Below are 24,483 nucleotides of genomic sequence, written 5' to 3' on the forward strand. Positions count from 1 at the left end.
CATCTGCAGACAGCAATCCCCGGTGCTGCGACAAACCCGGGAACGAAAATCGCCGCACTGGATAACCCCTGCCATCGACAAGAGGACCCCTCCACATGAAGCCACAGCAGGAACGGGATGAAAACCCGGAGCTGCCCGTTGCCGTTCGGGCCAGTGCCTCCTGGAAGCGCCGGCGCCACTGGCCCAGGACCCGATACAGGAGCATCCGGTTCGATGCACGATTCGCCGATGGCCGGGAAGAACAAGACGTCAAGATCGACGCGGTGCTTCAAGGGTGGCGCTACCCCGCAGACGCATGGTGCGTACGCCACGGCGCCGAAAGGGAATGCCCTGAGGAAGGAACCGGGCAATGGGTGGACTATCCCTACGGGCGGCCGCTCTGAACCAGGGAACTTGAGGGTCCCGCTTGTGGAACCGTGCGTGCCATCGGCCGTTGTTTCGCGACTGCACCACCAAGGGACGCCATGACGGAGCGGATTGCGCTGGTGGACGTGAACAACTTCTACGTGTCCTGCGAGCGGGTCTTCGATCCGAAGCTCATCGGCAAGCCCGTTGTCGTCCTGTCCAACAACGACGGTTGCGTGGTGGCGCGCTCGCAGGAGGCCAAGGAACTGGGAATCACCACCGGTGCACCCTTCTTCCAGGTCAAGCAGTTCATCCAAAGCCACGGCATGGCCGTGCGCTCGAGCAACTACGAACTTTACGGGGACATGAGCGCCCGGGTCATGGAGGTGCTCTCGCGCTTTGGCACCTGGCAGGAGGTGTACTCCATTGACGAGTCCTTCCTCGGCGTCCAGGGAAATCCCGACCAGCTCGGGGAGCTCGCGACGCGAATTCGCACGGCCATCGGGCGAGGGGTGGGGGTTCCTGTCTGCGTGGGCGTGGCACCGACCAAGACCCTGGCGAAGTTCGCCAACCACGTGGCCAAGCACAACACGCACCTGGGAGGCGTGTGTTCCATGGATTCAATGGACCCGCGCCTGGTCGCTGACATCCAATCCCGGGTTCCGGTCACCGACCTGTGGGGTGTCGGAGCCCGCACCGGAGCACGGCTTTCGGGCATGGGCATCTCCACCATCGCCGACCTCAAGGCGGCCGACGTGACAGAGATCCGCAAGAAGTTCTCCGTAGTGCTCCAGCGAACGGTCCTGGAACTCAACGGGACCCCGTGCATTCCCCACAACGAGGAACGGGCCGACAAACAGCAAATCATGTACTCGCGGTCCTTCTCCAGCCCCGTGACCACCATCGAGGACATGGTCGAGGTCATGTCCATCTATGCCCAGCGTGGTGCGGCCAGGCTGATGTCCGACGGGCTCTGGGCCACTTTGCTCACCGTCACCGCCGGCACGAGCCGCTTCGCCGGAGGGGAAGCCTCGTTCCCCTCCGTGACGCTCAAACTTCCCTCACCGACCCAGGACCCGATCCTGCTCACCCGTCTGGCCGTCGGTGCCATGCGTGAAATCATGCAGCCCGGCGCTTCATACGTACGCGGCGGGGTGGTGCTCTCCGGGCTGCAACCGGAACCGGGACAAGCCGCCTTCACGCTCTTCGAGGAGGACATCGCGGCAAAACACGTCGGCGACGTACTGGGTGCGGTCAAGGCAAGATTCGGGAACAAGTCCATTGGCCTGGGCTCCGGGGGACTGGCGGTGGAACCGGGCTGGTCAATGAAAAGGGATTACTCCTCGCCCAAATTCACCACCGACTGGGCGGAAATCCCGGTGGTGAAGGCTTAACCCCGGTGTTCACGCACGACGGAGCAAATTTCTTCCGGGCACCCCTGCCAGCTCTTGGAAAAGTACGCCACGATTTCCAGCCCGCGCTCAAAGCGGTATTTCCGGGCGGGTCCGCCGTTCACGGCGCTCGCCGACCGGCGGATGGCCATGAAGAAGAACTCGCAAACCGACTCGTAGTTCCACAGATCCATGGCGGTGTCGACAACTTCGTCGTGGGTCATCCATTCCCGGTCTTCGACCGCGGCCTCGGCAAAATCGAGCACAATCTTCCGGTCCACGTCATGATGCTGCCCGCAGTCACACCACTCAATGCCGCGGGAGGGCATTCGCCAGACATCGGGCACCGGCTCGGTGTCAAAGGGTTCTTGCGGGGCCTGCCGGCGGGCATCGCCCGCCGGTGGCGTACCTTCGGCCGGAGTAGTCCTTGGGAGTGCGTCTGATGCCATCGGTTCCTCCTCGAAGTGTCCTGTGCCCAGCATAGGCCTGCCCGTCGACACCTTCGCGTTGGACCCAGGAAACTGCGCCAAACATCGGAAAGAACTCTTCATGAGAATGTCCCGGCCCGGACCCGGATCACTAGCCCCTAGCGCGCCGACCCGGAAGGCGACGAGTGTTCTCGTCACGATTTGTGGGTTCAAATGCCCCGTCCCGCCTTTTTTCTGGCACGCTGAAGATGTTGGAGAAGAGAGGCTGCGCACCATGAGCAATTCACGAGCAACGACTTCCCTGCGCCGCAGGATACTCCCGCTGGTGTTCCTTCCCGCTCTGGCGTTGGCCGGTTGTGCCCCGAACCCTGCGCCCGCCCCCACAAGCACCCCGGGCATTTCGGCGCCCGGAAGCACCGCGTCTTCTTCGTCCCCGGCGCCATCGGCGGCCCCAGGCCCAAGCCAACCATCGTCGGCGGCACCTAGCACCCGGCCCACACCGACACCGGAGCAAGGCGCCGCCGAAAAAACGCTCGCGTCAATGGGCCTCAAGGAAAGAATCGGCCAAGTCCTCATGGTTGGCTTCCCGGCAACCGGCAGCAGCGCGGCCGACCGCGCGATCATCGCCGACCACGAGCTGGGGAACTTCTTTCTGAAGGGCCGAAGCAGCGCCGGGACCGAAGCCACGGCGGCGGCAGTTGAACGGGTCGAATCAACCATCTCCAAGGCCTTGTCGGCGGACGTTGACCCGTTCGTGGCCACGGACCAGGAAGGCGGTTCCGTCCAGGTCCTGAAGGGCAGCGGCTTCTCCTCGTTGCCGGCCGCCCTGACCCAGGGCGGCTGGGCCGCCGGGACGCTGCGCGAGCGAGCCGCCGACTGGGGCAAGGAACTGGCCGCGGCGGGAATCAACGTCAATCTGGCCCCGGTGGCCGACACCGTACCGTCGGCCTCCTTCGCCCCCTCCAACGGGCCGATCGGCTACTGGAAACGCGAATACGGATACAACCCGCGGACCGTCTCGGCCGCTTCCCGGGCCTTCTCCGCCGGGATGCTGGCGGCAGGCGTGGACCCCGTCATCAAGCATTTCCCGGGCCTCGGACGCGTCACCAAGAACACCGACGTCGCAAAGGATGTCACCGACAGCCAAACCACCAGGGACGACGCCTATCTCAAGCCGTTCCGTGAAGGCATCGCCGCCGGCAACGACTGGGTGATGGTCTCGAACGCCCGCTACTCCAAGATCGATGCCAAGAACATTGCCCCGTTCTCCTCGACCATCATGCGCGGGATGCTGCGCGAGGACCTCGGGTTTAACGGAATCATCGTTTCGGACGACTTGTGCGACGCCGCGCAGCTGGGACCCTGGGGCCATGGCACCCGTGCCGTGCGCTTCTTCGAGGCCGGGGGAACCATGATGCTCTGCGTCGACGCCGGAAACATGCCGGCCATCGCCGGTGCGTTGTATTCCAAGGCGGGCAAGGACCCTGAGTTTGCCCGCATTATCGACGCCGCGGCGCTGCACGTGCTCCGGGTCAAGGAAGAACGCTAGAGGCGCGGCAAGAGGCCCAGCCGCCAGTTGGCTGGGCCCCTCAGCCTGCCGAACCCAACAGGGAAACCAGGGCGGATTCCGGGCTGAAGTCCGTGGTGCCGGGACAAATGAGCGCGGTAGCCGGTACCGCACCGCCGTGGCCCCGGATCCGCAGCCGACGGTCGACCATGACCCCTGCACCGTAGTGTGGTTCGCGCCAAGGCGCCGCCGCCGGGGCGGGAACCGAGTCCAGGAACGCCGCGCGCGCGGCGGGGGACAGTGCCGAGTTGAACAACGGGGTGGAGTCGGAAAAGGGGTCTCCGAAGCCAAGCAGGTCCGCGGGCGTGGAGAACGGGGCCCCGGAAGGTCCTGGCTTGCGGCCAGAGGGTCGGCGAGCGTGAGCAGCCCGGCATCGACGGCACGCAGGACGCCGGCGGCGATGAACGTCCTGGTCACGCTGAAGGCCGGCAATGGCTCGTCGGGACCGGAAACGTGCGTCCGGGCGCCGACTCCGGGGCCGCGGTGGGCTGCCACCGAACCGGCGGGAAGCTGCCGGGGCAGGGCCTCGAAGACCGGCACATCATCAATGGGTCCGAGCCTGGCCCCGGGTACCGCCGGCAACCGGAAGGGCGCGGCCCGGGGGAAGGGGAGTGAAAGGAAATCCACTGCCCAAACCCCGGACCGCGCCCTGGGTGCCGAGTCTCCACCCGGCATGGTTACTGCGTGTTAGTTGCGCACCTGGACATCCACCACCTGGGCGCGGTTGCCCGAGGCGTTGTGCAGGTGCAGGAACAGTGCCTTGGCGTCCGTGGTCGCCGAGGCGATGGTGGCGGTCAGCTTGTTCTTGTCGAGGTCGGCAAACACGGTTCCGGCACCGGCGAAGGACAATTCCGGGGCGATCGCATTGAAGCCGATCCAATCGGTCTCGTCCACCGGGGCCAGGGCACCGGAATCATCGGAGTTGTAGAAGGAATACGTGCTCACGCGGTAGGAAATCGGGGCGCTTGACCCCTCCAGGCCCAGGGCCGCCAGGGACACCGGGAAGCCTGCCACGTTGGTGTCGAAGGTGTTGGAATCGACATCACCGGTCAGCCCGTTGAGCAGCTGCAGATCCACCTGCTCGAAGGACTGCAGGCTGTAGGTGGCCACCAGGTCGGCATCAAGTTCGTCGACGTAGGTGTTGAAGGTGACGAAGTCGGCCACCCCGTCGCCGTTGGTGTCGATCTCGATGTCGACCTCGGTGGCGCCGGCCAGGTGGGCCCAGTTCCCCCAGGTGCTGACACCGAAGTTGAGCAGGCCGTCGGCCGCTCCCGCAGTGGGTGCCGTGGAGGCGGCACCGACGTGCTGCAGGTCCATCTCCCGGGCACCGGGAACCTCGTCGGCGCTGTCGGGCAGGCGGTCCGAGGAGGCGCCGTGCTCGAAGGCGGAAACCAGCGAAACCACCTGGGTGTCGCCGGATCCTGCGCGGATGTCATCGCCGGCAAGGTCGATGGTGCCGGAGGTGGCGCCGGCGGCGAGCTTGATGCTCTTTGCCGCCATGTCGGACACCAGCTTCGGTGCCGCATGGACCGGGACGCGCAGCGTCGGCGCGCTGGAGCTGCTCAGCTCCACGCGGCCCGAGACATCGGCGACCCAGGCCCGCGGCAGGCCAAGCTGCGTCCGGTCCATGGTCGGGTCGATGGTCTTGGCGTACTTGCGGGCATCCACGTTCAGGGTGACCTTGACCTGGGTGCTGGCCCCGGCCGTGAGGGTGACCTTGCTGCGGTCCAGGCTGTAGCTCGCGCCCGGGATCTCGGTGGCCGGGACGTACTTCACGTTGTAGGTCTGGGTCTCGTCGGACTTGTTGACCACGGTGATGGACTTTGCCGCCTTGTACTTGGTCTTGTCCACCTCGACAACCCCGAAGACCACGGTGGTCAGATCCGGGTCTGCCGTGGCAAAGGCGTAGGCCGGCGTGCTGATCGCGGCATCCGCCACGACCCGGCCGGAACCGACGCGGTTGGGGCCGTAGGCCTTGCCGTTGGCGGCCAGGATGTCCACCGCCGCGGTGTTCATCACGATCGACTTGACCTGCAGTGCGGTGTAGTCGCCGCTTCCCGCCACCAGGGCGGCAATGCCCGCGGTGTGCGGGGTTGCCATGGAGGTGCCGGACATGACGGCCGGGCCGGTGCCGGTTCCGACGCCGACCGATCCGATGAGTGTTCCGGGGGCGGCGACGTCGGGCTTCACGATGCCCTCCGAGCCGTGTACGCCGCGCGAGGAGGAGGAATTCAGGGTGTCTCCGAGACCGGATTCGGCCGCGGCCGTGCCGACCAGGGCCGGGTCAAGGGTGAGGTTCAGCGTTCCGGCCTCGGCGAAGGGGCGGAGCCGGTCAGAGTGGGCCTTGGTGAACTGGGCGCCCGGAATCGTGGCGTTGCCGGCGATGCCGGCCTCGAAGACCGAGACCTCGGAGTCGAGGATGACGCCGGTGGCGCCTGCGGCCTCGGCGTTGTTGAAGCGGGTGCCCGAGCCACAGGGGAACTCGAGGTTCTCGCTCCACTGCAGCCAGACCCATTTGCCGGTCAGGGAACCGGGCTCGAAGGCGGAGCAGCCGAAGGCGTTTGATTCCGGTGCCATGACGACGTCGCCGGTCAGCGTTGCCGGGTCGGCTGCGGTGTAGTTGAAGTTGGCCGAGTATTGGCCGGCGGCGTTTCCTGCGGCTTCCGCCGGTGCGTTGACGGTGATGCCGTCGAGGGTGACCCTGGATGCCACGGAGTTGGCCACCGTCAGCGAGGAGCGGGCGTTGCCCGGCGAGCCGCCGACGTCGGTGACGTCCCCGGCGTTGCCGGAGGCCACGACCGAGAGGATGCCGAGATCCGTCAGTGCGTTGACGATGTCGTTTTCCGGGTCGTCCGCGGGTGCGTGGTCCGAACCGAGTGACATGTTCACGACCTGGGCGCGGTCATCGAAGTTGCCGTCGTTGTTGGGGTCCAGGACGAAGTCCAGGGCCTGCCCGACCACGGCGGAGGAGCCGCCGCAGCCGAAGACGCGGATGCCGACGAGCGAGGCCTCGGGGGCGCTGCCCGGGCCGATGCGCATGCCCGCCACCTCGTCGGCGGTGAGCGTGGTGTAGTCCCCGTCGAACGTGGTTCCGTCGGCATTCACTCCGAAGCCGGCGGCCGATCCGGCGACGTGGGTGCCGTGTCCGGCCGCGGCGCAGTCCAGCGGGTTGGAATCGGGATGTGGGACCGGCTGGTAGTCGGGTGCGCTCGGGTCGGCGTTGTAGTCGTCGCCCACCAGGTCCCAGCCGCCGATGAACTTGGCCGGGTCGTAGAGCCCGGAGTCCGCGGCCGGCAGGTCGTTGGAGGACTGTGCCTCGGTGTAGGCCTGGAGCGTGCCGGGGCCGCCGAAGCCGGCGTGCGTGTAGTCGATGCCGGTGTCCAGCACCGCGATCCGGATACCCTCGCCGGTCTCCTGCAGCGTGGTCCACGCCTCGAGGGCGCGGGTGTCGATGTCGGCGTTCTTGTTCTCCTGCGTCTTGGGCACGATCGCGGTGATCTTCTTGACGTCGGAGCGCGAGGCCAAGGCACGCAAGGCCTCGGCGTCCCCGCGCAGCGCCACTCCCGGAAGGGAGTTGGTGGTCGTGTATATGACGTCGGCCTTGGCGGCCTTGGCCGCGGCCTTGCCCTTGGCCGTGATGCCGGCGCGGATTTCCTTGACCTTGGCGGGGTTCTTGACCGATTTGCCGCGGGGGGCCTTGGCGCTGTCCGGCTGGGTGGCCTCGAAGGCGCCTTCGCCCTCGAACTGCACGTAGACGGAGACCTCGCCCTTGGCCAGGGCCAGGGGCCCGGAGACCTTCAGGTTCTTCAGTGCCTTGGGGGCAAGGCCGCCGAGGGACGGCGAATCCGCACCCGGTGCAGGGTCGATCGTGGGAGGTGCCGCAAGGGAAGGGACGGACATGGTGACGGCCAGGGCAAGCCCCGAGGCCGAAGCCAAGATCGTCCGCGCAAGTCTGTGACGACGCGGGTTGGACATGGTTCTCCTTGATTCAGGTGAGAGTGGTGCGGGAAGAATCCCCTGACCGCTTATCGGGGCCCGTCCCACGCCACATACTATGTGAGTCGCGGCACATATCAAGGGGTTGTTTGAGAATTATCGAAAAATGTCTTGGCAATTGCCTGAAACCCGGCGGGAAGGCCCGCGGCCCGGCTTGCCCATCGTCCGCGGCGCCGTGACCAGTAAGGTTTCCGTGCCCCGGCGGCAAAGTGTCGGAAGCGATCGATAGCCTGTGTGCAGTCGGTGAATCTCTTGGGGAGTCTCACCGCCCGTAGCGCCGGCACTGCGCGCGGGAAGGTGCGGTTGGCATCGGGCAAGGACGCCACCGCAGCATCCCGCGGGCAGAGTGCCTGTGCTTCGGAAGCGTTTCCGGGGAAAACGCAATAAACGCTGGTCCCGTGCGTGCACGGGACCAGCGTTTTACCGAATGTGGGGGCGTTGAACCCTAGCGTGCGCCACCCTGCCACAAAGCGTCGAAGGGGGCTGCGGAGGAAACGCGGTTCTTGATGCCCTCGGTGACAAAGGCCTTGGCGTTGCGTGCGGCCTGCAGCGGCGTCTCGCCCTTGGCCAGCTCGGCGGTGATGGCCGCGGCAAGCGAACATCCGGCACCCGACACGGCGACTTCGCCGACCTTCGGGGCCGAAAGCACTTCGAGGGTCTCGCCGTCGTAGAACACATCCACGGCCTCGCTGCCGGCCAAGCGGATTCCGCCCTTGGCCAGCACCGCCGCGCCGGAGATCGCGTGGATCTTCTTGGCGGCCTCGGCCAGGTCCTCGACGTTGTTGATGCTCATCCCGGAGAGGGACTCTGCCTCAAAGTGGTTGGGCGTGACGAATGTGGCCAGCGGCAGCAGGTTCGTTTTCAGGGCCTCGTCGGTGTCCAGGGCGTGGCCCGGCTCCTGGCCCTTGCAGATCAGCACCGGGTCCAGCACGACGTTGTCCCATGCCTGGTCCTTCAGCGCGGCCGCCACCGTGTCGATGGTGGCGGGCGAGCCCATCATGCCGAGCTTGACGGTCTTCAGGTCGTCGGCGTAGCAGGTCTGGATCGCCTCGAGCTGGTCGGCGATCACCTGCGCCTCGACCGGCACGAAGCGGTGGTTCCAGTTGTCCTTCGGATTGAAGGAGACGATGCAGGTCAATGCGACGATCCCGTAGGTTCCCAGTTCCTGGAAGGTCTTGAGGTCGGCCTGGGCGCCGGCGCCACCGGTTGCTTCGGAGCCGGCGATGGTCAGGGTAACGGCGGGACGGATCCCGGTGGAGGCAGAAGTCATGCATTCATTTTAGGGTGGTTTCCCGCACCCGCCGACCCGCACGCGAGCGCACGGCCCGTGCCGGGCAGGCCGGGCGCAGACTATGCCTTGGTGAAGGTGGTCAGTTGCGTCGCGTTGGACCAGCCGGCTGCGCGCTCGGCGCGCGTTCCGGCGGCGGTGTCCGCGTTGGTGACCATGAAAAGGACCGGCAGCCCCTGGCCGTCCGCCATGGCAGCAAGGTTCGCCAGGATCGCGGCACGGAATTGCTCGACGTTCGAGGTTGCGGTGATGCTCGGATCGCCGAGCAGGGCAAAGCCCTCACCGAAGCGGATCCGTCCCCTGCCTGCCGGGGCATCGAAATCTGCAATTTCGACCACGTCATAGTCGTCCATGGGGGCCTCGAAGAGGGTTGCCGTTTCCGGCAGCGACACCACTTGCTCCACGTCGCTGGCCAGGGCGACCAGCAGTACGCGCCGATCGCTCAGGCTCCAGCCCCGCGAGGTAAGTTCCCGGACGACCGCCTCGTCGGGGGCGCCCAGGAATGTCAGCCTCGTTTGTCCTCGGTGCTCCGTTAGGTTGGGGTCGCCCAGCAGGGCTGGGAGCCCCTCCGGCGTGGGCCAGGCACAGGTGATTTCGTGGTTGCTTCCGTCTTCGGAGCGGCTTTGCAGTCGTCCCGATTCGTCACGGACGACCGTGCGGTCGCGAAGCAGGGCAAAGGAGCGGACCCACGGGGGGAGGCTTGTGGACTCGAATGGCATCTGGCGGCTCCTGTTCCAAGGACGGCAAGGGACAAACGACTTGGGACGCCAAAAGCGTGCCGATCCGTGGTGGCCGTTGCGCTTTCGCGCCCCTCGCAAGGGGTCAAGACCGACTCTACGCCTGCGGCGGCGGATTCCGGGGCACGTTGGGCAGTGTGCCAATACGGGGGCCGCTTGGGTCAGGACGCGGCGCGCACCAGTGATAGGACGTCATCGAGAATGCTGCGGACAACGGGCATGCGCGAGAGCACGACCAGACGGGCGACCACCGGGGCGACGTTCTTGATGAGCCGATGGCTGCGTCCGGCACCGGGGGAGGTGTCATACGCCCAGAAAAGGAAAATGCCCCGTTGAATCAGCCACAGCAGCTGGGGGAGATCCGTGCGGATGGCCATCGGGGGCAGGGGCCTGCTGGCTGCCACCACCTGCCGCCACAGGCCAAGTTCGAGGGCTCGCTGGACATGGCCGAGTTCCGCGTTGGATCCGGCGAAGGCCGTGCGGATAAACGCAGGCCCGAACTCGTGGAAAGGCGACATGATTTCCAGGGCCTTGTCCAGCGCAATGCGCAGGTTCGTCTCCAGGTTGTTTCCCGGCACCAACAGCGGCCACGTGGCCCCGCGGTGCTCCTCGAGCAGTTCCCGGAACAGCTCGTGGACGATGGAGTCCTTGGACTCGAAATAGTAGTAGGCGTTGCCCAGGGAAAGCCCGGATTCCGTGGCAATTGAGCGCATCGTGGTCCCGGCGAACCCCTTGGTGGCGAAGAGCTCCATGGCCGTGTCCAGCAGCAGCTGTCGGGTCTGGGCGCTCTTTGCCGTCGGCTTCCTCATGGCGCTCCCTTCCGCACTCGGCGTCAGTGTCCATCATAGCCATTTTTGAACATGTTCAAAACTGCGATTTCCGGGCCGTGGGCGGTGAAATGCCGGTCGGGACCGCCCGGGAGGACCCCGGGAATGCAAAAATGCCAAAACGGCGGCCGGGAAGACATGGGATACTTGGATCTCAAGTGCTAATACAGCGAGTGGTCCCCACGGCCCCGATTTCCCCCCATGCGTCGACCGCGGCGGAAATCGTTGCTCCGGGATCGGCTTGGCGAACCACTTCTTCGATTGGGAATCACCATGGGCGAAAACAGCGCCTCAACTACACAACGTCCGAAGGCATCGCGCGCCGTTTTTGCGTCTGCGGGGAGCCACTACTTTTCAACCGTGCTTGCACTGATGGCCGTCGTGGTCATCCTTTCCAACGTCGGTGCGGCCAAGGGAGTCACCTTCGGCCCCATCGTCACCGACGGCGGATTCTTCCTCTTCCCGCTGGCCTACATCCTCGGTGATGTCATTTCCGAGGTCTACGGATTCAAGGTTGCCCGGCGGGCCATCGTCACCACCTTTGCGCTGGCGGCCTTCTCGACGCTGTGTTTCTGGATCATGATCCACCTGCCCGCGGCCGAATGGTATGACGGGCAGGCGGCCCTCGAACGCACGCTGGGCCCGGTCTGGCTCATCGTCCTGGCCTCGCTGCTCGGCTTCCTGGTGGGGCAGACCCTGAACTCCTGGGTCCTGGTGAAGATGAAGGAACGATTCGGCGAACGCGGCCTGGTGGGCCGCCTGATGGGCTCGACCGGGGTGGGCGAATTCGCCGACACGCTGATCTTCTGTTCGATCGCCGCCACCGTCATCGGCATCACGGACCTGCCCACGTTCGCCAACTACGTACTGGTCGGATTCGTCTACAAGACGGCGGTGGAGTTCCTCTTCGTGCCGGTGACAACGCTTGTCATCCGCTGGTTCAAGCGCCGCGAGCCCAGCTACGAGCTGCAGGCCGCGACGCCGGGAACCCCTGCGTAGGCACGCGGCAAAACATTTTCGGGGGCGGTGGCCCTTCGCCTGTGCGTGGCGAAGGGCCACCGCCTCTTTCGATGCCTTCCCGTGGGTGGATGCGCTGTGCGACCCAGTGCGCATCCTTTCCGCGGCGGAGCTTCGGCCAAAATGCCACCGGCACGTTGCGGCACTTGCACCGCGGCTGGGCCTAGTCTGGGCACATGGAACTACTCACGGCCGCCGGGCTGAGCTCGGCCGCGGGACTGAACGCATACATCCCCCTGCTGGTTCTGGGGCTGCTCAACCGCTTCACCTCGTGGGTGGCGCTGCCGGACGGCTGGGGCTGGCTCTCCAACGGCTGGGCCCTGGGCATCCTTGCGGTGCTGCTGCTCATCGAGGTCGTCGCCGACAAGATCCCGCTGGTCGACTCGGTCAACGACGCGCTGCAAACGGTGGTGCGCCCGGCTTCCGGGGGACTCGTCTTCGCCTCCGGCGTGGGCGCCGAAACCGTGGCCGTGTCCGACCCCGGGAACACCTTCGGCTCGGCACAGTGGGTGCCGCTTCTCATTGGCGCGGTGATCGCGTTGGTCTTCCACCTGCTCAAGTCCGGGTCGAGGCCGCTGCTGAACATGGGAACGGCCGGGGTCGCGGCCCCGGTGGTGAGCACCGCGGAGGACGGGGCCTCGCTGGGACTGAGCCTGCTGGCCATCGCCCTTCCCGTGCTGGTGCTCGTGGCCGCGGCGGGCCTGGCCGTGCTGCTGTTCATCGGGGTGCGCAGGCTGCGGTCAAGGCGCCCCGAAACGGCGGGCTAGGGTCCCGCCGCCACGATCAGACCGCGACGGTCTCCAACCCCTGGGGATCGGGGGCCCCGGCGTAGTAGCGGGACATGACCCGTTCCTTGAGCTCGTGGAAGGTGCCGTCCTCGATGGCCAGCCGGGCGTCGTCGACCATCTTCACCACGAAACGCTCGTTGTGGATGGAGATCAGCGTGTGGCTGATCAGTTCCTTGGCCTTGAACATGTGGTGGATGTAGGCACGGGTGTAGTTCTGGCAGGTGTAGCAGTCGCATTCCTCGGACAAGGGCGTGAAATCCCTCTTGTAGCGCTGCCCCGAGAGGTTGAAGCGGCCGTGCGGGGTGTAGAACGCCGAGTTGCGGGCCACCCGGGTGGGGGAGACGCAATCGAAGGTGTCCGCCCCGTTCTCGATGGCGGTGAAGATGTCATCGGGTTCGGAGATGCCCAGCAGGTGCCGCGGCTTGTTCTCGGGAAGTTCCTCGGCGCACCAGCCCACGATGGTGCCCAGGTTCTCCTTCTCCAGTGCCCCGCCGATGCCGAAGCCGTCAAAGGCCATGGCCCCCAGGTCCCGGCAGGCCTGACGGCGCAGGTCCTCGTACTGGGCGCCCTGGATCACGCCGAAGAGCGCCTGGTAGTCCTTGCCTATACGGGAATCCGTGAGGTTGAAGTGCTCCGCCACGCAGCGCTGCGCCCACAGCCGGGTGCGCTCGAGCGACTCGACCTGGTAGCCGCGGGAATTCTGGAGGGTGGTCAGCTCGTCGAAGGCGAACATGATGTCGGCGCCGATCTCGTGCTGGACCTTCATGGAGATCTCCGGGGAGAAACGGTGCTTGGTGCCGTCGATATGGCTCTTGAACCAGACGCCGTCGTCATCCACGTTGGCCAGGCGTTCCTTGCCCGGGGCCACCGCGTCGTCGGGGCCCGACTGGTCCACGGACTTCATGTCGATGACCTTCTTGAATCCCGAGCCCAGGCTCATGACCTGGAATCCGCCCGAATCGGTGAAGGTGGGTCCGGACCAGTTCATGAACTTGCCCAGTCCGCCGGCTGCATCGAGGATGTCGGAGCCCGGCTGAAGGTAGAGGTGGTAGGCGTTGGCCAGCACGGCCTGGGCGCCGAGCTGCGCCACGGATTCGGGCAGGACGGCCTTGACCGTGGCCTTGGTGCCCACGGCAATGAACGCCGGGGTCTTGATCTGCCCGTGGGGGGTCGTGATAACGCCGGTGCGGCCGTTTGACGCCGAACCGTCGGCATTGCTCAGGCGGGTGCCGACCTCAAAGGAAAAGTCGGACTGGCGCGGATGGGGTACAGCGGCATCAAAAGAATCGTTGGGCACCTATCAAGTGTGCCGCATGTCCCCGGCCGGGCGGCAAAACGGGGTGCGTGCCTTGGCTCACCAGGGACTATTCGTTCCCTCACAAGAGCCGCCGTCGTGCCGATGCGCCGCGTAGCGTTGGAGGGTGGCATCAGACAGCGCGGGACCAAGAGAGCGGCGATCAACCACGGGCATGGGCAAGTACATTGAGGGGTTGCTGACCCTGGGGCCGTCAAACAACGACCACTGGATCGCGTTGCGCACGGCCATTGGCATCTTCGTGCCGCTCTTTGGCCTGTTGGCCATCGACCGGCTGGACCTGATGGTGTTCGTGATCTTTGGCGCGTTCACCGGCGTGTACGGCCGGGTGCCCGGCTACGCGAACCGTCTGGTGGCCCAGGCCAAGGCCGGAGGCCTGTTCCTCGCGGTGATCCTCGCCGCCGCGCTGTCCTCGCACTACCTGGTCAACCACGACGACCCGGCGTCGAGTGCCTGGATGGTCGTGGGGCTGACCACCGTGGTTTCCGGCATCTGTTCGGTTGTCACCGGGTTCCTGCAATTGCGCCCCGGCGGATCGCTCTTCCACATCTTCGCCTTCGCGGCCATCGCCTCCATGCCGCACCAGCCGCCGTTGGCCGAATCCATGGCCGCCGCCCTGGTGGCGGTGCTGTTCGCGGTCGCTGTCGGCTTTTCCGGGATGCTCTTTGCCAGGGGTGCTTCCTGGGGGCCCCACGCCGCCCCGGCACCCCTGTCTCGGACGGTGCGCCTTGCAATCTGGAACGAGGCGTTGCTGTACCTGCTCGCCGCGGGACTGGCCGGTTCCATTGCCAACCTGCTGGCCCCCGCGCTGTCCACCGGGCATAGCTACTGGGCCATGGTGGCGGCGGTCGTGCCGCTGGTGGGGCACACCACCCGGCACCGCGTGCGCCGCGGCATCCACCGCATCCTCGGCACGGTCACCGGTCTGGTGTTGATGGCGGCGGTCATCGCCTTCGCGCCGCCCGTTTGGGTACTGCTGGGCATGATCGGGCTGCTGCAGTTCGCGGCCGAGATGTTCATCGCCCGCAACTATTTCCTGGCCCAGATCTTCGTGACCCCGCTGGCGCTGGTGGGCGTCTCCGTCGGGACGGGGCTGAACACTGCGCTGCTCTACGACCGGATGCTTGAGACCATCATCGGCGCCCTGGTCGGCATGGCGGTGGTGGTGATCGGTTCGGTCTACGGCGCCTGGTTCCGGCGCCGTCTGCTGCCCAAACTCGGCTAGCAGGCGGCGCCGAACCTTGTCAGCGGACGTATCCGACGTGGGCGAGCGCCTGGCGGACCAGGTTTTCCCGACCGCCGGCGAACTCTTCCTGGATATTGGGGCTCAGCGCCTCCTCCGGCGTGAGCCAGGTCAGTTCCAGTGCGTCCTGGCGCGGCGAGCATTCCCCGCGCACCGGCACGATGTAGGCCAGGGCCACCGCGTGCTGCCGTTCGTCGGTCAATCCGGTCTCCGAGGGGGACGGGAAGTACTCGGCCACGGTGAAGGGGGCCGGGCACGGCGGCAGCTGCGGCATCGCCATGGGCCCCAGGTCCTTTTCAATGTGGCGGGTCAGCGCCGCACGGATGGTCTCCCGGTACATCACCCGGCCTGAGACGAAGGTGCGCAGCATCCGCCCCTCGGGATCGGCGGTTAGCAGCAGGCCGATCTCCATGACATAGCCGAGCGGATCCAGGCGCACCGGGATGGCTTCGATGTAGAGCATGGGCAGCCGGGCGCGGGCCTCATAGAGGTCCTCGTCGGACAGCCAGCCGGGATTGGGATCCGGAGTGCGAACGTTCATGCATCCATCTTGGCCCATCTGCGGGTCGGCTGGCCACGTAGCGGACCGTGTTGTGTAATTCATGGCATGTTTTTCATTTCCGGGAATCAACCGGGGGCCCCCGAAGCTAGAATGAAATGTTCGGAACCATCCATCCACACTTTTCATGGAAGAGGCCACTACCCGTGACCGGCACCAAACTCAACCCCAAGGATCTGGCCACCATCACGGTGCTGATCGTTTCCGCGTTCGTGGTGATCCTTAACGAAACGATCATGAACGTGGCGCTGCCGGTGCTCATGCACGAGTTCCAGGTCAGCGAGGAAGCCATCCAGTGGCTTGCGACAATCTTCATGCTCACCATGGCAGTGGTCATCCCAGCCACCGGCTTCCTGCTCCAGCGCTTCAGCACCCGCGGGGTGTTCATGCTGGCCATGGGGCTGTTCTCCCTGGGCACGCTGCTGGCCGCCGCGGCCCCCGGCTTCGGCGTGTTGCTGGCCGCCCGCGTCATCCAGGCCTCCGGCACCGCGATCATGATGCCGCTGCTGATGACCACGGTCCTTGACCTGGTGCCGGCCAACCGGCGCGGTGTCATCATGGGCAACGTGTCCATCGTGATTTCCGTGGCACCGGCCATCGGCCCAACGGTTTCGGGACTCATCCTGCAGTTCCTGAACTGGCGCTTCATGTTCCTGATCGTCGCGCCGATCGCCCTGGCCGCCCTGTTTATCGGGGCACCGCGGTTGAACAAGGTTGCCGAGGCGTCCACCATGCCGCTGTCGATTCCCTCGGTGATCCTCTCCATCCCCGCCTTCGGCGGATTGGTCTTCGGGCTCAGCCGCCTCTCGGCCAACGGGCTGGATACGCAGACGCTGGGCATTCTGGTGGTCGCGGTTCTCGCGTTGGTGGCCTTCACGATGCTGCAGCTGCGCCTGCAAAAGAAGGACCGTGCGCTGCTTGACCTGCGCACCTTCACCTACCGTCCGTTCACGCTGTCGCTGTCGCTGATGGTGCTGGCCATGGTGGCGCTCTTCGGCGTGATCATCCTGCTGCCGATGTACCTGCAAAACGTGCGCGGCCTGGACACGCTTGCCACCGGCCTGATGCTGCTGCCCGGCGGCCTGCTCATGGGCCTGCTGGCACCGTTCGTGGGCCGGATCTTCGACCGGGTCGGCCCGCGCCCGCTGATGATTCCCGGGACAGTGATCCTGGTCCTGGTGCTCTTTGGCTACTCGCAACTGCTGGGCGCCGAGACCGCCATCGGCGTGATCATCGCCCTGCACCTGACCATGTCCCTGGCCCTGTCGCTGATCTTCACCCCGGCGTTCACCACGGCATTGAACCCGCTGCCGCATTCGCTGCACTCCCACGGCTCCGCGGTGCTTTCCACCCTGCAGCAGTTGGGCGGCGCGGCCGGCACCGCATTGCTCGTAGGAGTCCTGGCCTCGCGGATCGGCGCAGGCGCCGCAGCCGGCACGGATCCCATCCAGGCCCAGATCGACGGGTTCTCCGCCGGCTTCCTGGTGGCTTCGGTCTGTGCCGTGGGCATGGTGGTCATCGCGCTCTTCCTGACCAAGGCCAAGGAGCCTGCCCCTGCCACGGCAGCGGAGCACGCGCACTAGGACCTGGCGCCTCGTTGACGTGAAACGATTCCCCGGCCATTCCCCGTTTCGGGGGATGGCCGGGGAATCGTCACTTAAGGCGGCCCTTCCCGGCCCGGATCAGGTGACGACCTCACCGGTGGGACGCCCCTCCGGATCCAGCATCCAGCCCATGCGCTTGAACGCATGTACGCCCACGCAGGCCTCGATGATGTCGACACCGGGGACCTTGGCGGCGAGCCTGGCCTCGATGTCGGCGATGTCCGCCGGGGTGCGCAGCTGCATCATGAACGTCATGTTCGCCGCGCCCGTGGTTGAGGCGCAAAGGCGCAGCGTCCGATGCTCCATCAGGAAGGCTGCAACGGTGTCCGCAGTGCCCGCTGGAACCCTCGCGAACCATTGCACCGTCAGGGGGTAGCCGGTGTAGTGGCTTGCCAGTTCGCAACGCATGGTCACCATGCCGGTCTCCAACGCGGTTCTCAGCGCACGGCCCGTGGTGGAGGGGTGCTGGCCGGTGGCCAGGGCGATCTCCGAGGCGGTGGCCCGGCCATCGCGCATCAGCACCCGGAGCATGGGCCAGAACGTGGCGGGGATGATAGTCGGCTGCGCCAGCGGTGGCTGGTTGAGGCGTTGCAGCTGGGCCTGCTGCGCGGGGGACAGGACATCCAGGCGCCATACGTTTCCGGTGGCATAGAGCTTGGTGCACAGCGAGACCTTGGTGCGTTGGACGCCGCGGGCCCCGCGGATGCGCGGCAGCACCTCCCGGGCCATGGTGAGCCAGTCGGCGGCCAGGCAGGTGAGCCGGAAGTCGGCACTGCTGGTCGCATCATCCACCGTGAGCACCTCCGAGATCGCGCAGAGGTCAACGCGCGCCTCATCGACCCGTGCCGGATCAGCCACGACGTCGACGAAGGCGGTGCAGTGCTGTTCGGGGTGGCCGCCCAGGTGCCCCAGGATCCAGGCCATGCGGTCCTCGCGCAACCGAGTCCAGCGGGCGGAGATCGTCGCGGGGTGCCGCCCGAGGATCGACCCCAGCTCGGCCCAGCTGGCCCGCGGCGCGATCTGCAGCGCATGCACCAATTGCAGGTCCTCGACCGGCAGCTCCATCGGGACCCCTTTTTTCGCGTGCGCACAAAATCGTGGTTTGAAGGCCACCTTGTGCAATTATCCGTGAATCTTCCTCCATTATCCCGACAGTGCCCCACGATCGATAGTGATACAGCGCACCAATCGGTGGGCGCTGGACCCTTGGGAAGAGACCACACGGCATGAGCACCGCCACCACCGCAATCCTGCAGGACGCAAGCGAACTCCTTCCGGAGATCGCCCGCCTGCGCCATGCGCTGCACCGCGAGCCCGAAATCGGGCTGCAGCTGCCGCGCACCCAGGAGCGTGTGTTGCAGTGGCTTGAACCCCTGGGCTATGAGATTTCCCTGGGAACCGACCTCACCTCCGTGACGGCGGTGTTGCGCGGCGGAGCGTCCAATGGGCCTGCCGGCGAGCGCCCGACGGTGCTGCTGCGCGGTGACATGGACGGACTGCCGCTGGCAGAAAAGTCCGGTGTCGAATTCGCCTCGCAGACCGGGGACACCATGCATGCCTGCGGGCATGACATGCACACCGCGATGTTGGCCGGAGCCGCAACCCTGTTGGCCGAACGCCGCGACTCCCTTGCAGGGGACGTGGTGCTGATGTTCCAGCCCGGCGAGGAAGGCTGGGACGGGGCGGGCCACATGGTGCGCGAGGGCGTGCTGGAGGCCAGCGGGAAGAAGGTGGATGCGGCCTTCGGGCTGCACGTGATGAGCTCGATGGGATCCACCGGCGTCTTCACCGCCAAGCCAGGTGCGGTGATGAGCGCGTCCGACGGATTGTTCGTGACGGTGCGCGGCGCCGGCGGGCACGGCTCTGCACCCTTCGCCGCCAAGGACCCGGTCACTGCCGCCGCGGAAATGGTGACAGCCCTTCAGGTCATGGTCACCCGCCAATTCGACATCTTTGACCCGGTGGTCATTTCCGTTGGCGTGTTGCGGGCAGGAACGGTGCGCAACATCATCCCGGAAACCGCCTACTTCGAGGCGACCATCCGTTCCTTCAGCAACGCCAGCCACGAGAAGCTCCAGGCCGCGGTTCCCGCACTGCTCCAGGGCATCGCCCGGGCCCACGGGCTGGAGGTTGAGGTCGGATACCGCACCGAGTACCCCACCACGATCAACACCGAGGCGGAAACGCATTTTGCGGCGGATGCGGTGCGCGAACTCTATGGGCCCGATTCCTTTGCCGCCATGGCCAGTCCGTTGGCCGGCTCGGAGGACTTCTCCCGGGTGCTGAACGAGGTTCCCGGCGCCTTCATCTTCCTCTCCGCGCTGGCTCCCGGTGGGGATGGTGCATCCGCCGCCTACAACCACTCCCCGTATGCACGTTTTGACGATTCGGTGTTGGGTCGCGGTACCGCGCTCTACACGCAGCTGGCCACCGCCAAGCTCGCTTCCCTGGCTTCACACTAACTCCCGCCCCCCACTCCCACACAGATCTAGGATCCAACTCCCATGAGCATCAAGGAACAGCTGGCCCCGGCCGGCAACACCCAAGGCACCGGACAGGTCCCGCACGGGACCCCCGGACAGTCAACCGCCAAGACCCTGCTGGGCATTGGCGCCGGCAACGCCGTGGAATGGTTCGACTGGGCCATCTACGCCACCTTCGCCTCCTTCATTTCCGGCCAGCTTTTCTCCAAGGCCGACCCGACCTCCGCGTTCCTTGCCACCATGGCGATCTTTGCCGTCGGCTTCGTGGCCCGCCCCTTCGGCGGCGCCTTCTTCGGCCTGATCGGCGACAAGGTCGGGCGCAAGGCGGCCATGACCATGGCCGTGGGCCTGGCCTCGGTCGGCTCGCTGATCATCGCGATCACCCCGACCTACTCAAGCATCGGAGCCGGCGCCTCGCTGATCCTGCTGGTGGCCCGCCTGCTGCAGGGCCTGGCGCACGGCGGCGAGATGCCCAGCGCGCAGACCTACCTCGCCGAGGTGGCCCCGGCCCCGAAGCGCGGGTTCTACTCCACGCTGATGTACTTCTCCGGAACCGCCGGAATCGTTGCGGGCACCCTGCTCGGCGCGATCCTGACCATTACGCTGACCAAGGAACAGATGGGCGCCTTCGGCTGGCGCATCCCCTTCGCCGTCGGTGCCTTGATGGGCCTGTACACCCTGGTCATGCGCTCGCGGTTGAAGGAAACCGAGCAGTTCGAGGAGCAGAAGTCGGCCAAGGCCACGGCCGCCACCAAGGGCCCCTCGGTCATCTCGCAGATCATGGCCAACTGGCGCCAGGCCCTGCGGGTCATCGGACTGACCGTCGGGTTGACCGTCGTCTACTACATCTGGTCCGTGTCGACCCCTGCCTACGCGATCGCCAACCTGAAGATGGATCCGGCCACCGCGCTGTGGACCGGCGTCGCCGCCAACCTGGTGTTCATGACGGCCCTGCCGTTCTGGGGCAAGCTTTCGGACCGCATCGGCCGTCGTCCGGTCCTGCTGATCTCGGCCCTGGGTGCCGCGGCCCTGCAGTTCCCGATGTCATCCCTGGTGCGCGGCGAGGCCTGGCAGCTGTTCATCGCGATGTCGGTGATGCTCATCTTCATCGCCGCCTCCGCCTCGATCGTTCCGGCCGTCTACGCCGAGCTGTTCCCCACCGCCATCCGCACCATCGGCGTGGCCATCCCCTACGCAATCGCCGTGGCGGCCTTCGGTGGCACCGCTGCCTTCCTGCAGGCCGGGTTCAACGCCTGGTTCGGCATCCCCGCCGGCGGAACGGTGTTTGCGGTCTACTCCATCGTCCTGCTGCTGATCAGCGCGCTCACCATCTACAAAATGCCGGAGTCCGTGGGCAAGGACCTGCGCGGCTAGCCACCGAGCAAGCGCACTGCCGTAACCCCGCAAGAAAGGTGCGGGCCGTCCGGGAATCCCCTCCCGGACGGCCCGCACCTTTTGCATGGCGGCGCGGGCGCGTCTACCAGTGGGCGCGCCAGTACTGCGCCGCGAAGGGCACCTGCTCGCGCGGCACCCCCAGCTCGGCGGCGGCCACCGCGGGCCAGTTCGGGTTCTTCAGCGCCGCACGGCCGATCGACACCCCGTCCGCGGCGCCGGTGACCAGCACCTGCTCGGCCTGCGAGGGGTCGTTGACCATGCCCACCGCGCTCACGAAGGCCTGCGGGACGGCCTGCTTGACGGCCGTGGCCAGCGGCACCTGGAAGCCCGGTCCGCTCGGCCCGTGGTACTTGCCGATCCCGGCACTGGAGAGGTCGAAGGCGGTGACGCCCAGTGCGAAGGCCTCGGCGGCGAAGCGTGCGGTGTCCGCGATCCTCCACCCGCCCTCGACCCAGTCGTCCCCGGAGAGGCGGATGGCCAGCGGCTTGTGTGCCGGCCAGGCCGCACGCACCGCGGTGATCACCTCGCGCGCATACCGGGTGCGGTTCTCGTAGCTTCCCCCGTATCCATCCGTGCGGTCGTTGGCCAGCGGGGAGAGGAACTGGTGGATCAGGTAGCCGTGGGCGGCGTGGATCTGGATGACGTCAAACCCCGCGGCGTCGGCACGACGTGCGGCATCGGCCCAGTCCGCGATCGAGGCGGCGATCTGCCCGTCGGTCATGGCGAGCGGGGAGTCGAGCCCAAAGACCTCGGTCTCCGAGGGGCCGATGGTTTCCCAGCCGCCATCGGGCCCGCCGAGGCTGCCGACCTGTCCGGCGGCCGTCGGCTCCGGCAGCCAGGCATGGGTCGAGGCCTTGGCCCCGGCGTGGGCCAGCTGGATGCCGGCCGCCGCGCCCTGGGAGTGGATGAACTCGACGATCGGTGCCCACGCCTGTGCCTGGGCGTCGTTCCAGATGCCTGCGTCCCTGTCGCTGATGCGGCCCTGGGCGGTGACGGCGGCCGCCTCGGTGAAGACCAGCCCGAAGCCTCCCGCGGCGCGGGCGCCCAGATGGGCCAGGTGCCAGGCGTGGGGGACGCCGTCGAGATTGGTGACGGAGTACTGGCACATGGGTGCCAGCACGGTGCGGTTCCGGAGCGTCAGGCCCGGGCCCTCGGGGGCGGCAAGTCGGACCGGCGTGAAGAGTTTGCTCATGCCCGGTGGCAACCGGTGCCGCGCCCGGGCTATTCCCGCGGCGCCCTGCCGTCCGCATGGTGGCGGCGTTCGGCAATCGCCAGGTCCCGGCCATCGGGGTGCCGCACCAGCAGCATCCGGCCGTGCGGCCTCGCGGCGAAACGCGCCTGGTGCCCGCCGGCCGCCAACCTCGAGGCAAGTTCCCCGGCCTCGCCCCCGATGCCAAGTTCCAGTCCGACCCCGGCGGCATCCGCGGCACGCAGATCCACGAACCCGCCGTGCTTGGCCCGGAAATGCGCGCCGGTCCCGCCGGAGCCGCCGGGGGATTGGATCGCGCCAATGTTCCGCAGCGTTTGCGCGGAGCCCGGCACGTCCGGGGTGTGCCACACCGCCAGCACGCCGAACGAGCCCGGGGCCGCGGGCCCCGAGCCGGCGGTGAGCCGGGCGTCCACCGGGGTGGCGGTGAACGCCAGCCCGTCGGGCGCGGCGAGGTGGCCGACGGGCCCGTGTGCCGCATCGCGAACCAATACCCCGGTGCCGTCGCTGCGGGTCCACTGCGCGAACCTTTCCAGGTCGCGCACCTCGAAACCCAGCTCGATGGCGAAGGAGGTCGCGGTACGGAGGAGAACGCGTCCGGAGCCAGCGGCAAAGCACCGTTCCCCGGAGGGCTCGTGCGGCAATTCGGCAAGTCCGAGGGCCAGCAACAGCTCGGCCCAGGCAGCGGCGTGCCCGGTTTTCACCACGGGCCGCACGCGCAACATCAGTGTCGCTCCAGGTACTCGGCAAGGGCCTTTTCCACGAAGGCGGAAAGGCTGCTGCCGTCATCGACGGCGGCGTGCTTCACGCGGCGCACCAGCGGCGCCGGAAGGTAGACGTTGAATTGGATCTTGTCGCTGTGTTCGTCTCTGTTCGCTGCCATGCAACGGATGCTAGCAATATAGCCGCCGCTGCCACAAGGCCACGGCTGGCAGCCCCCGGCGGCCGGTGGAATGATGGGTCCATGGCGATCCCCCTGGAGGAACTGTTGGTGCCCGATGCCGCCGCGTGGCGCGCCTGGCTGCAGGAGCACCACGCCAGCCATCCGGGCGTGAACCTGGTGCTGCACAAGAAAGGCGGAACCACCACAAGCCTGACCTACGCGCAGGCGCTGGACGAGGCCCTGTGCTTTGGCTGGATCGACGGCCAGCGCAACGCCCGCGACGAGCACAGCTTCACCAACAGATTCACCCCGCGCACCGCGCGCAGCAAGTGGTCCGCCAGGAACGTGGAACACGTCCAGCGGCTGGAGGCCGTCGGCCTGATTCAGCCGGCGGGGGCCGCCGCGGTTCAGGCGGCCAAGGCCGACGGGAGGTGGGACGAAGCCTATGCGGGGCAGGCATCGGCGCAGCTTCCCGCCGATTTCCTCGAGGCGGTTTCCGGATTTCCGCGGGCGCAAGAAACGCTGGCAGCCCTCGGCGCCAGCGAGCGATTCGCCATCTACTACCGGTTGCACACCGTCAGGGGGGATGAGACCCGACGGAGGAAGATCGCCGACTACGTGGCCCGGCTCGATGCCGGGCAAGGGATCTTCTAGCTTTCGGCCCCATAGCGCCGCACGAAGTTGCGCAGGATCAGTGCCGGCCACTCCACGAGGGCGGCCAGCGCCTCGTCGTGCAGCCGCTGGGCGTCCTGCGGGGGAAAATAGCCCGCATCGCGGTAGATCATGATGCGCTGGGCCAGCCCGGCGGGGTCCAGCTCGGGATGGAACTGGGTGGCATAGAGATTCGTCTTGACCCTGAACATCTGCACGGGACAGGCAGCCGAATCGGCCAGCAACACCGCCGCTGCCGGCAGCTCGGAGACGGCCTCCTTGTGCCCCACGAAGGCATCGAATTCAGCGGGGAGCCCGGCCAGCAGCGGATCTCGGCGACCCTGGCCGGTGAGCCTGATGCGCGAGGTGCCCACCGGTTCGCCGAAGCGCGTATCGATCCTCCCTCCCTGGTGGATGCCGAGGGTGCCCACGCCGTAGCAGGCACCCAGGAAGGGAAAGTCCTCGGCCACCAGCACGTCGAGCAGCCTGGACAAGTCGGCCTCGCACCTTTGCTGCGTCGCTGACTTCGTGGACGGATGGTCCGAGGCGTTGAAGGGGCTGCCTCCCAGGATGATGCCCGGGCAGTCGTCCAGGCCCAGGGCGCCAAGGGGTCCCAACGGCTCGCGGTCCAGCCGGATGACGCGCAGCGCATCGGGTGCCAATCCGCTCGCGTCCAGGACACCGCGCACCTCGTCGGACGCCGCGAGGTCGTGTTCCCGCGTGGAAACCAGGATGAAGCGGCCCATGGCTGCAGTCTAC

At 66.9% G+C, this 24,483-nt stretch carries 22 protein-coding genes; 9 read left to right on the forward strand and 13 right to left on the reverse strand.

Features of this window, described 5'->3' with window-relative positions; all coding sequences use genetic code 11:
• Window positions 1-464: 464 nt before the first annotated feature.
• Window positions 465-1,739: a Y-family DNA polymerase gene (locus tag AC6CHY_RS10940; RefSeq protein ID WP_217388744.1), complete on the forward strand. Its 1,275-nt coding sequence runs from the start codon at window positions 465-467 to the stop codon at window positions 1,737-1,739.
• Here the strand turns inward: AC6CHY_RS10940 and AC6CHY_RS10945 are convergent.
• Entirely contained in the window at window positions 1,736-2,185 is a 450-nt protein-coding gene (locus AC6CHY_RS10945; protein ID WP_498226720.1) for a hypothetical protein, read from the reverse strand. The genes AC6CHY_RS10940 and AC6CHY_RS10945 overlap by 4 nt on opposite strands.
• Window positions 2,186-2,705: 520 nt before the next feature.
• Here AC6CHY_RS10945 and AC6CHY_RS10950 point away from each other — a divergent pair.
• Window positions 2,706-3,713, forward strand: a complete 1,008-nt coding sequence (locus AC6CHY_RS10950) for a glycoside hydrolase family 3 N-terminal domain-containing protein (protein WP_254456371.1) — start codon at window positions 2,706-2,708, stop codon at window positions 3,711-3,713.
• Window positions 3,714-3,753: 40 nt separating this feature from the next.
• Here the strand turns inward: AC6CHY_RS10950 and AC6CHY_RS10955 are convergent, their stop codons facing one another.
• The 5 genes from AC6CHY_RS10955 to AC6CHY_RS10975 form a co-directional block, all read right to left on the reverse strand.
• Window positions 3,754-3,987: a hypothetical protein gene (locus AC6CHY_RS10955; protein ID WP_217390628.1), complete on the reverse strand. Its 234-nt coding sequence runs from the start codon at window positions 3,985-3,987 to the stop codon at window positions 3,754-3,756.
• 431 nt (window positions 3,988-4,418) lie between these two features.
• Complete coding sequence (locus AC6CHY_RS10960) at window positions 4,419-7,706, reverse strand: S8 family peptidase (protein WP_217390629.1); 3,288 nt, start codon at window positions 7,704-7,706, stop codon at window positions 4,419-4,421.
• Between the two features lie 466 nt (window positions 7,707-8,172).
• Complete coding sequence (gene thiD / locus AC6CHY_RS10965; RefSeq protein WP_217390630.1) at window positions 8,173-8,997, reverse strand: bifunctional hydroxymethylpyrimidine kinase/phosphomethylpyrimidine kinase; 825 nt, start codon at window positions 8,995-8,997, stop codon at window positions 8,173-8,175.
• A gap of 80 nt (window positions 8,998-9,077) precedes the next feature.
• Window positions 9,078-9,734 carry a hypothetical protein gene (locus tag AC6CHY_RS10970; RefSeq protein WP_217390631.1) on the reverse strand — a complete coding sequence of 219 codons (657 nt, stop codon included), beginning with the start codon at window positions 9,732-9,734 and terminating at the stop codon, window positions 9,078-9,080.
• A gap of 179 nt (window positions 9,735-9,913) precedes the next feature.
• Window positions 9,914-10,561 carry a TetR/AcrR family transcriptional regulator gene (locus tag AC6CHY_RS10975; protein WP_217390632.1) on the reverse strand — a complete coding sequence of 216 codons (648 nt, stop codon included), beginning with the start codon at window positions 10,559-10,561 and terminating at the stop codon, window positions 9,914-9,916.
• Between the two features lie 291 nt (window positions 10,562-10,852).
• On the opposite strand from AC6CHY_RS10975, the gene AC6CHY_RS10980 reads away from it, so the two are divergent.
• Together AC6CHY_RS10980 and AC6CHY_RS10985 are read left to right on the forward strand one after the other, a co-directional pair.
• Complete coding sequence (locus AC6CHY_RS10980) at window positions 10,853-11,578, forward strand: queuosine precursor transporter (RefSeq protein WP_217390633.1); 726 nt, start codon at window positions 10,853-10,855, stop codon at window positions 11,576-11,578.
• Window positions 11,579-11,772: 194 nt separating this feature from the next.
• Window positions 11,773-12,363, forward strand: a complete 591-nt coding sequence (locus AC6CHY_RS10985; RefSeq protein ID WP_217390634.1) for a DUF4126 domain-containing protein — start codon at window positions 11,773-11,775, stop codon at window positions 12,361-12,363.
• A gap of 16 nt (window positions 12,364-12,379) precedes the next feature.
• Here AC6CHY_RS10985 and tgt read toward each other — a convergent pair whose 3' ends face one another.
• Complete coding sequence (tgt, locus tag AC6CHY_RS10990) at window positions 12,380-13,681, reverse strand: tRNA guanosine(34) transglycosylase Tgt (protein ID WP_217390635.1); 1,302 nt, start codon at window positions 13,679-13,681, stop codon at window positions 12,380-12,382.
• A 172-nt stretch (window positions 13,682-13,853) separates the two neighbouring features.
• Between tgt and AC6CHY_RS10995 the strand changes: the two genes are divergently transcribed.
• Window positions 13,854-14,924 carry an FUSC family protein gene (locus tag AC6CHY_RS10995; RefSeq protein ID WP_217390636.1) on the forward strand — a complete coding sequence of 357 codons (1,071 nt, stop codon included), beginning with the start codon at window positions 13,854-13,856 and terminating at the stop codon, window positions 14,922-14,924.
• A 19-nt stretch (window positions 14,925-14,943) separates the two neighbouring features.
• Here the strand turns inward: AC6CHY_RS10995 and AC6CHY_RS11000 are convergent, their stop codons facing one another.
• The gene (locus AC6CHY_RS11000; protein ID WP_217390637.1) at window positions 14,944-15,483 is read right to left on the reverse strand and encodes an NUDIX hydrolase family protein; all 540 of its coding nucleotides are present in this window, start codon (window positions 15,481-15,483) and stop codon (window positions 14,944-14,946) included.
• 116 nt (window positions 15,484-15,599) lie between these two features.
• On the opposite strand from AC6CHY_RS11000, the gene AC6CHY_RS11005 reads away from it, so the two are divergent.
• Window positions 15,600-17,084: an MDR family MFS transporter gene (locus AC6CHY_RS11005; protein ID WP_217390638.1), complete on the forward strand. Its 1,485-nt coding sequence runs from the start codon at window positions 15,600-15,602 to the stop codon at window positions 17,082-17,084.
• A 99-nt stretch (window positions 17,085-17,183) separates the two neighbouring features.
• On the opposite strand, the gene AC6CHY_RS11010 is transcribed toward AC6CHY_RS11005, so the two are convergent.
• Entirely contained in the window at window positions 17,184-18,170 is a 987-nt protein-coding gene (locus AC6CHY_RS11010) for an Lrp/AsnC family transcriptional regulator (RefSeq protein WP_217390639.1), read from the reverse strand.
• A gap of 161 nt (window positions 18,171-18,331) precedes the next feature.
• On the opposite strand from AC6CHY_RS11010, the gene AC6CHY_RS11015 reads away from it, so the two are divergent.
• Window positions 18,332-19,567, forward strand: coding sequence for a M20 metallopeptidase family protein (locus AC6CHY_RS11015; RefSeq protein ID WP_217390640.1), 1,236 nt, complete (start codon window positions 18,332-18,334; stop codon window positions 19,565-19,567).
• Between the two features lie 42 nt (window positions 19,568-19,609).
• Window positions 19,610-20,962 (forward strand): MFS transporter, encoded by a 1,353-nt coding sequence (locus AC6CHY_RS11020; protein WP_217390641.1) that lies wholly within the window; start codon window positions 19,610-19,612, stop codon window positions 20,960-20,962.
• Window positions 20,963-21,065: 103 nt separating this feature from the next.
• On the opposite strand, the gene AC6CHY_RS11025 is transcribed toward AC6CHY_RS11020, so the two are convergent.
• The 3 genes from AC6CHY_RS11025 to AC6CHY_RS11035 are packed head-to-tail and all read right to left on the reverse strand — an operon-like array spanning window position 21,066 to window position 23,073.
• Entirely contained in the window at window positions 21,066-22,175 is a 1,110-nt protein-coding gene (locus tag AC6CHY_RS11025; protein WP_217390642.1) for an oxidoreductase, read from the reverse strand.
• Window positions 22,176-22,204: 29 nt separating this feature from the next.
• Window positions 22,205-22,915, reverse strand: coding sequence for a hypothetical protein (locus AC6CHY_RS11030; protein ID WP_498226721.1), 711 nt, complete (start codon window positions 22,913-22,915; stop codon window positions 22,205-22,207).
• A complete protein-coding gene (locus AC6CHY_RS11035; protein WP_217390644.1) occupies window positions 22,915-23,073 on the reverse strand; it encodes a ribbon-helix-helix domain-containing protein in 159 nt (52 codons plus the stop codon). Before AC6CHY_RS11035 ends, AC6CHY_RS11030 begins: the two co-directional genes overlap by 1 nt.
• 81 nt (window positions 23,074-23,154) lie before the next feature.
• On the opposite strand from AC6CHY_RS11035, the gene AC6CHY_RS11040 reads away from it, so the two are divergent.
• The gene (locus AC6CHY_RS11040; RefSeq protein ID WP_498226722.1) at window positions 23,155-23,727 is read left to right on the forward strand and encodes a YdeI/OmpD-associated family protein; all 573 of its coding nucleotides are present in this window, start codon (window positions 23,155-23,157) and stop codon (window positions 23,725-23,727) included.
• On the opposite strand, the gene AC6CHY_RS11045 is transcribed toward AC6CHY_RS11040, so the two are convergent.
• Window positions 23,724-24,470: a glutamine amidotransferase gene (locus tag AC6CHY_RS11045; protein WP_217390646.1), complete on the reverse strand. Its 747-nt coding sequence runs from the start codon at window positions 24,468-24,470 to the stop codon at window positions 23,724-23,726. The two genes, AC6CHY_RS11040 and AC6CHY_RS11045, sit on opposite strands and share 4 nt — an antisense overlap.
• Window positions 24,471-24,483: the final 13 nt, after the last annotated feature.

This window comes from Paeniglutamicibacter sp. GQ140, assembly GCF_059759235.1.

Coding starts and splice junctions, on each gene's coding strand:
- AC6CHY_RS10940 (WP_217388744.1), top strand. CDS start 465: ATGACGGAGCGGATTGCGCTGGTGGACGTGAACAACTTCTACGTGTCC.
- AC6CHY_RS10945 (WP_498226720.1), bottom strand. CDS start 2,185: ATGGCATCAGACGCACTCCCAAGGACTACTCCGGCCGAAGGTACGCCA.
- AC6CHY_RS10950 (WP_254456371.1), top strand. CDS start 2,706: ATGGGCCTCAAGGAAAGAATCGGCCAAGTCCTCATGGTTGGCTTCCCG.
- AC6CHY_RS10960 (WP_217390629.1), bottom strand. CDS start 7,706: ATGTCCAACCCGCGTCGTCACAGACTTGCGCGGACGATCTTGGCTTCG.
- thiD (WP_217390630.1), bottom strand. CDS start 8,997: ATGACTTCTGCCTCCACCGGGATCCGTCCCGCCGTTACCCTGACCATC.
- AC6CHY_RS10970 (WP_217390631.1), bottom strand. CDS start 9,734: ATGCCATTCGAGTCCACAAGCCTCCCCCCGTGGGTCCGCTCCTTTGCC.
- AC6CHY_RS10975 (WP_217390632.1), bottom strand. CDS start 10,561: ATGAGGAAGCCGACGGCAAAGAGCGCCCAGACCCGACAGCTGCTGCTG.
- AC6CHY_RS10980 (WP_217390633.1), top strand. CDS start 10,853: ATGGGCGAAAACAGCGCCTCAACTACACAACGTCCGAAGGCATCGCGC.
- AC6CHY_RS10985 (WP_217390634.1), top strand. CDS start 11,773: ATGGAACTACTCACGGCCGCCGGGCTGAGCTCGGCCGCGGGACTGAAC.
- AC6CHY_RS10995 (WP_217390636.1), top strand. CDS start 13,854: ATGGGCAAGTACATTGAGGGGTTGCTGACCCTGGGGCCGTCAAACAAC.
- AC6CHY_RS11000 (WP_217390637.1), bottom strand. CDS start 15,483: ATGAACGTTCGCACTCCGGATCCCAATCCCGGCTGGCTGTCCGACGAG.
- AC6CHY_RS11005 (WP_217390638.1), top strand. CDS start 15,600: ATGTTCGGAACCATCCATCCACACTTTTCATGGAAGAGGCCACTACCC.
- AC6CHY_RS11010 (WP_217390639.1), bottom strand. CDS start 18,170: ATGGAGCTGCCGGTCGAGGACCTGCAATTGGTGCATGCGCTGCAGATC.
- AC6CHY_RS11015 (WP_217390640.1), top strand. CDS start 18,332: ATGAGCACCGCCACCACCGCAATCCTGCAGGACGCAAGCGAACTCCTT.
- AC6CHY_RS11020 (WP_217390641.1), top strand. CDS start 19,610: ATGAGCATCAAGGAACAGCTGGCCCCGGCCGGCAACACCCAAGGCACC.
- AC6CHY_RS11025 (WP_217390642.1), bottom strand. CDS start 22,175: ATGAGCAAACTCTTCACGCCGGTCCGACTTGCCGCCCCCGAGGGCCCG.
- AC6CHY_RS11030 (WP_498226721.1), bottom strand. CDS start 22,915: ATGTTGCGCGTGCGGCCCGTGGTGAAAACCGGGCACGCCGCTGCCTGG.
- AC6CHY_RS11035 (WP_217390644.1), bottom strand. CDS start 23,073: ATGGCAGCGAACAGAGACGAACACAGCGACAAGATCCAATTCAACGTC.
- AC6CHY_RS11040 (WP_498226722.1), top strand. CDS start 23,155: ATGGCGATCCCCCTGGAGGAACTGTTGGTGCCCGATGCCGCCGCGTGG.
- AC6CHY_RS11045 (WP_217390646.1), bottom strand. CDS start 24,470: ATGGGCCGCTTCATCCTGGTTTCCACGCGGGAACACGACCTCGCGGCG.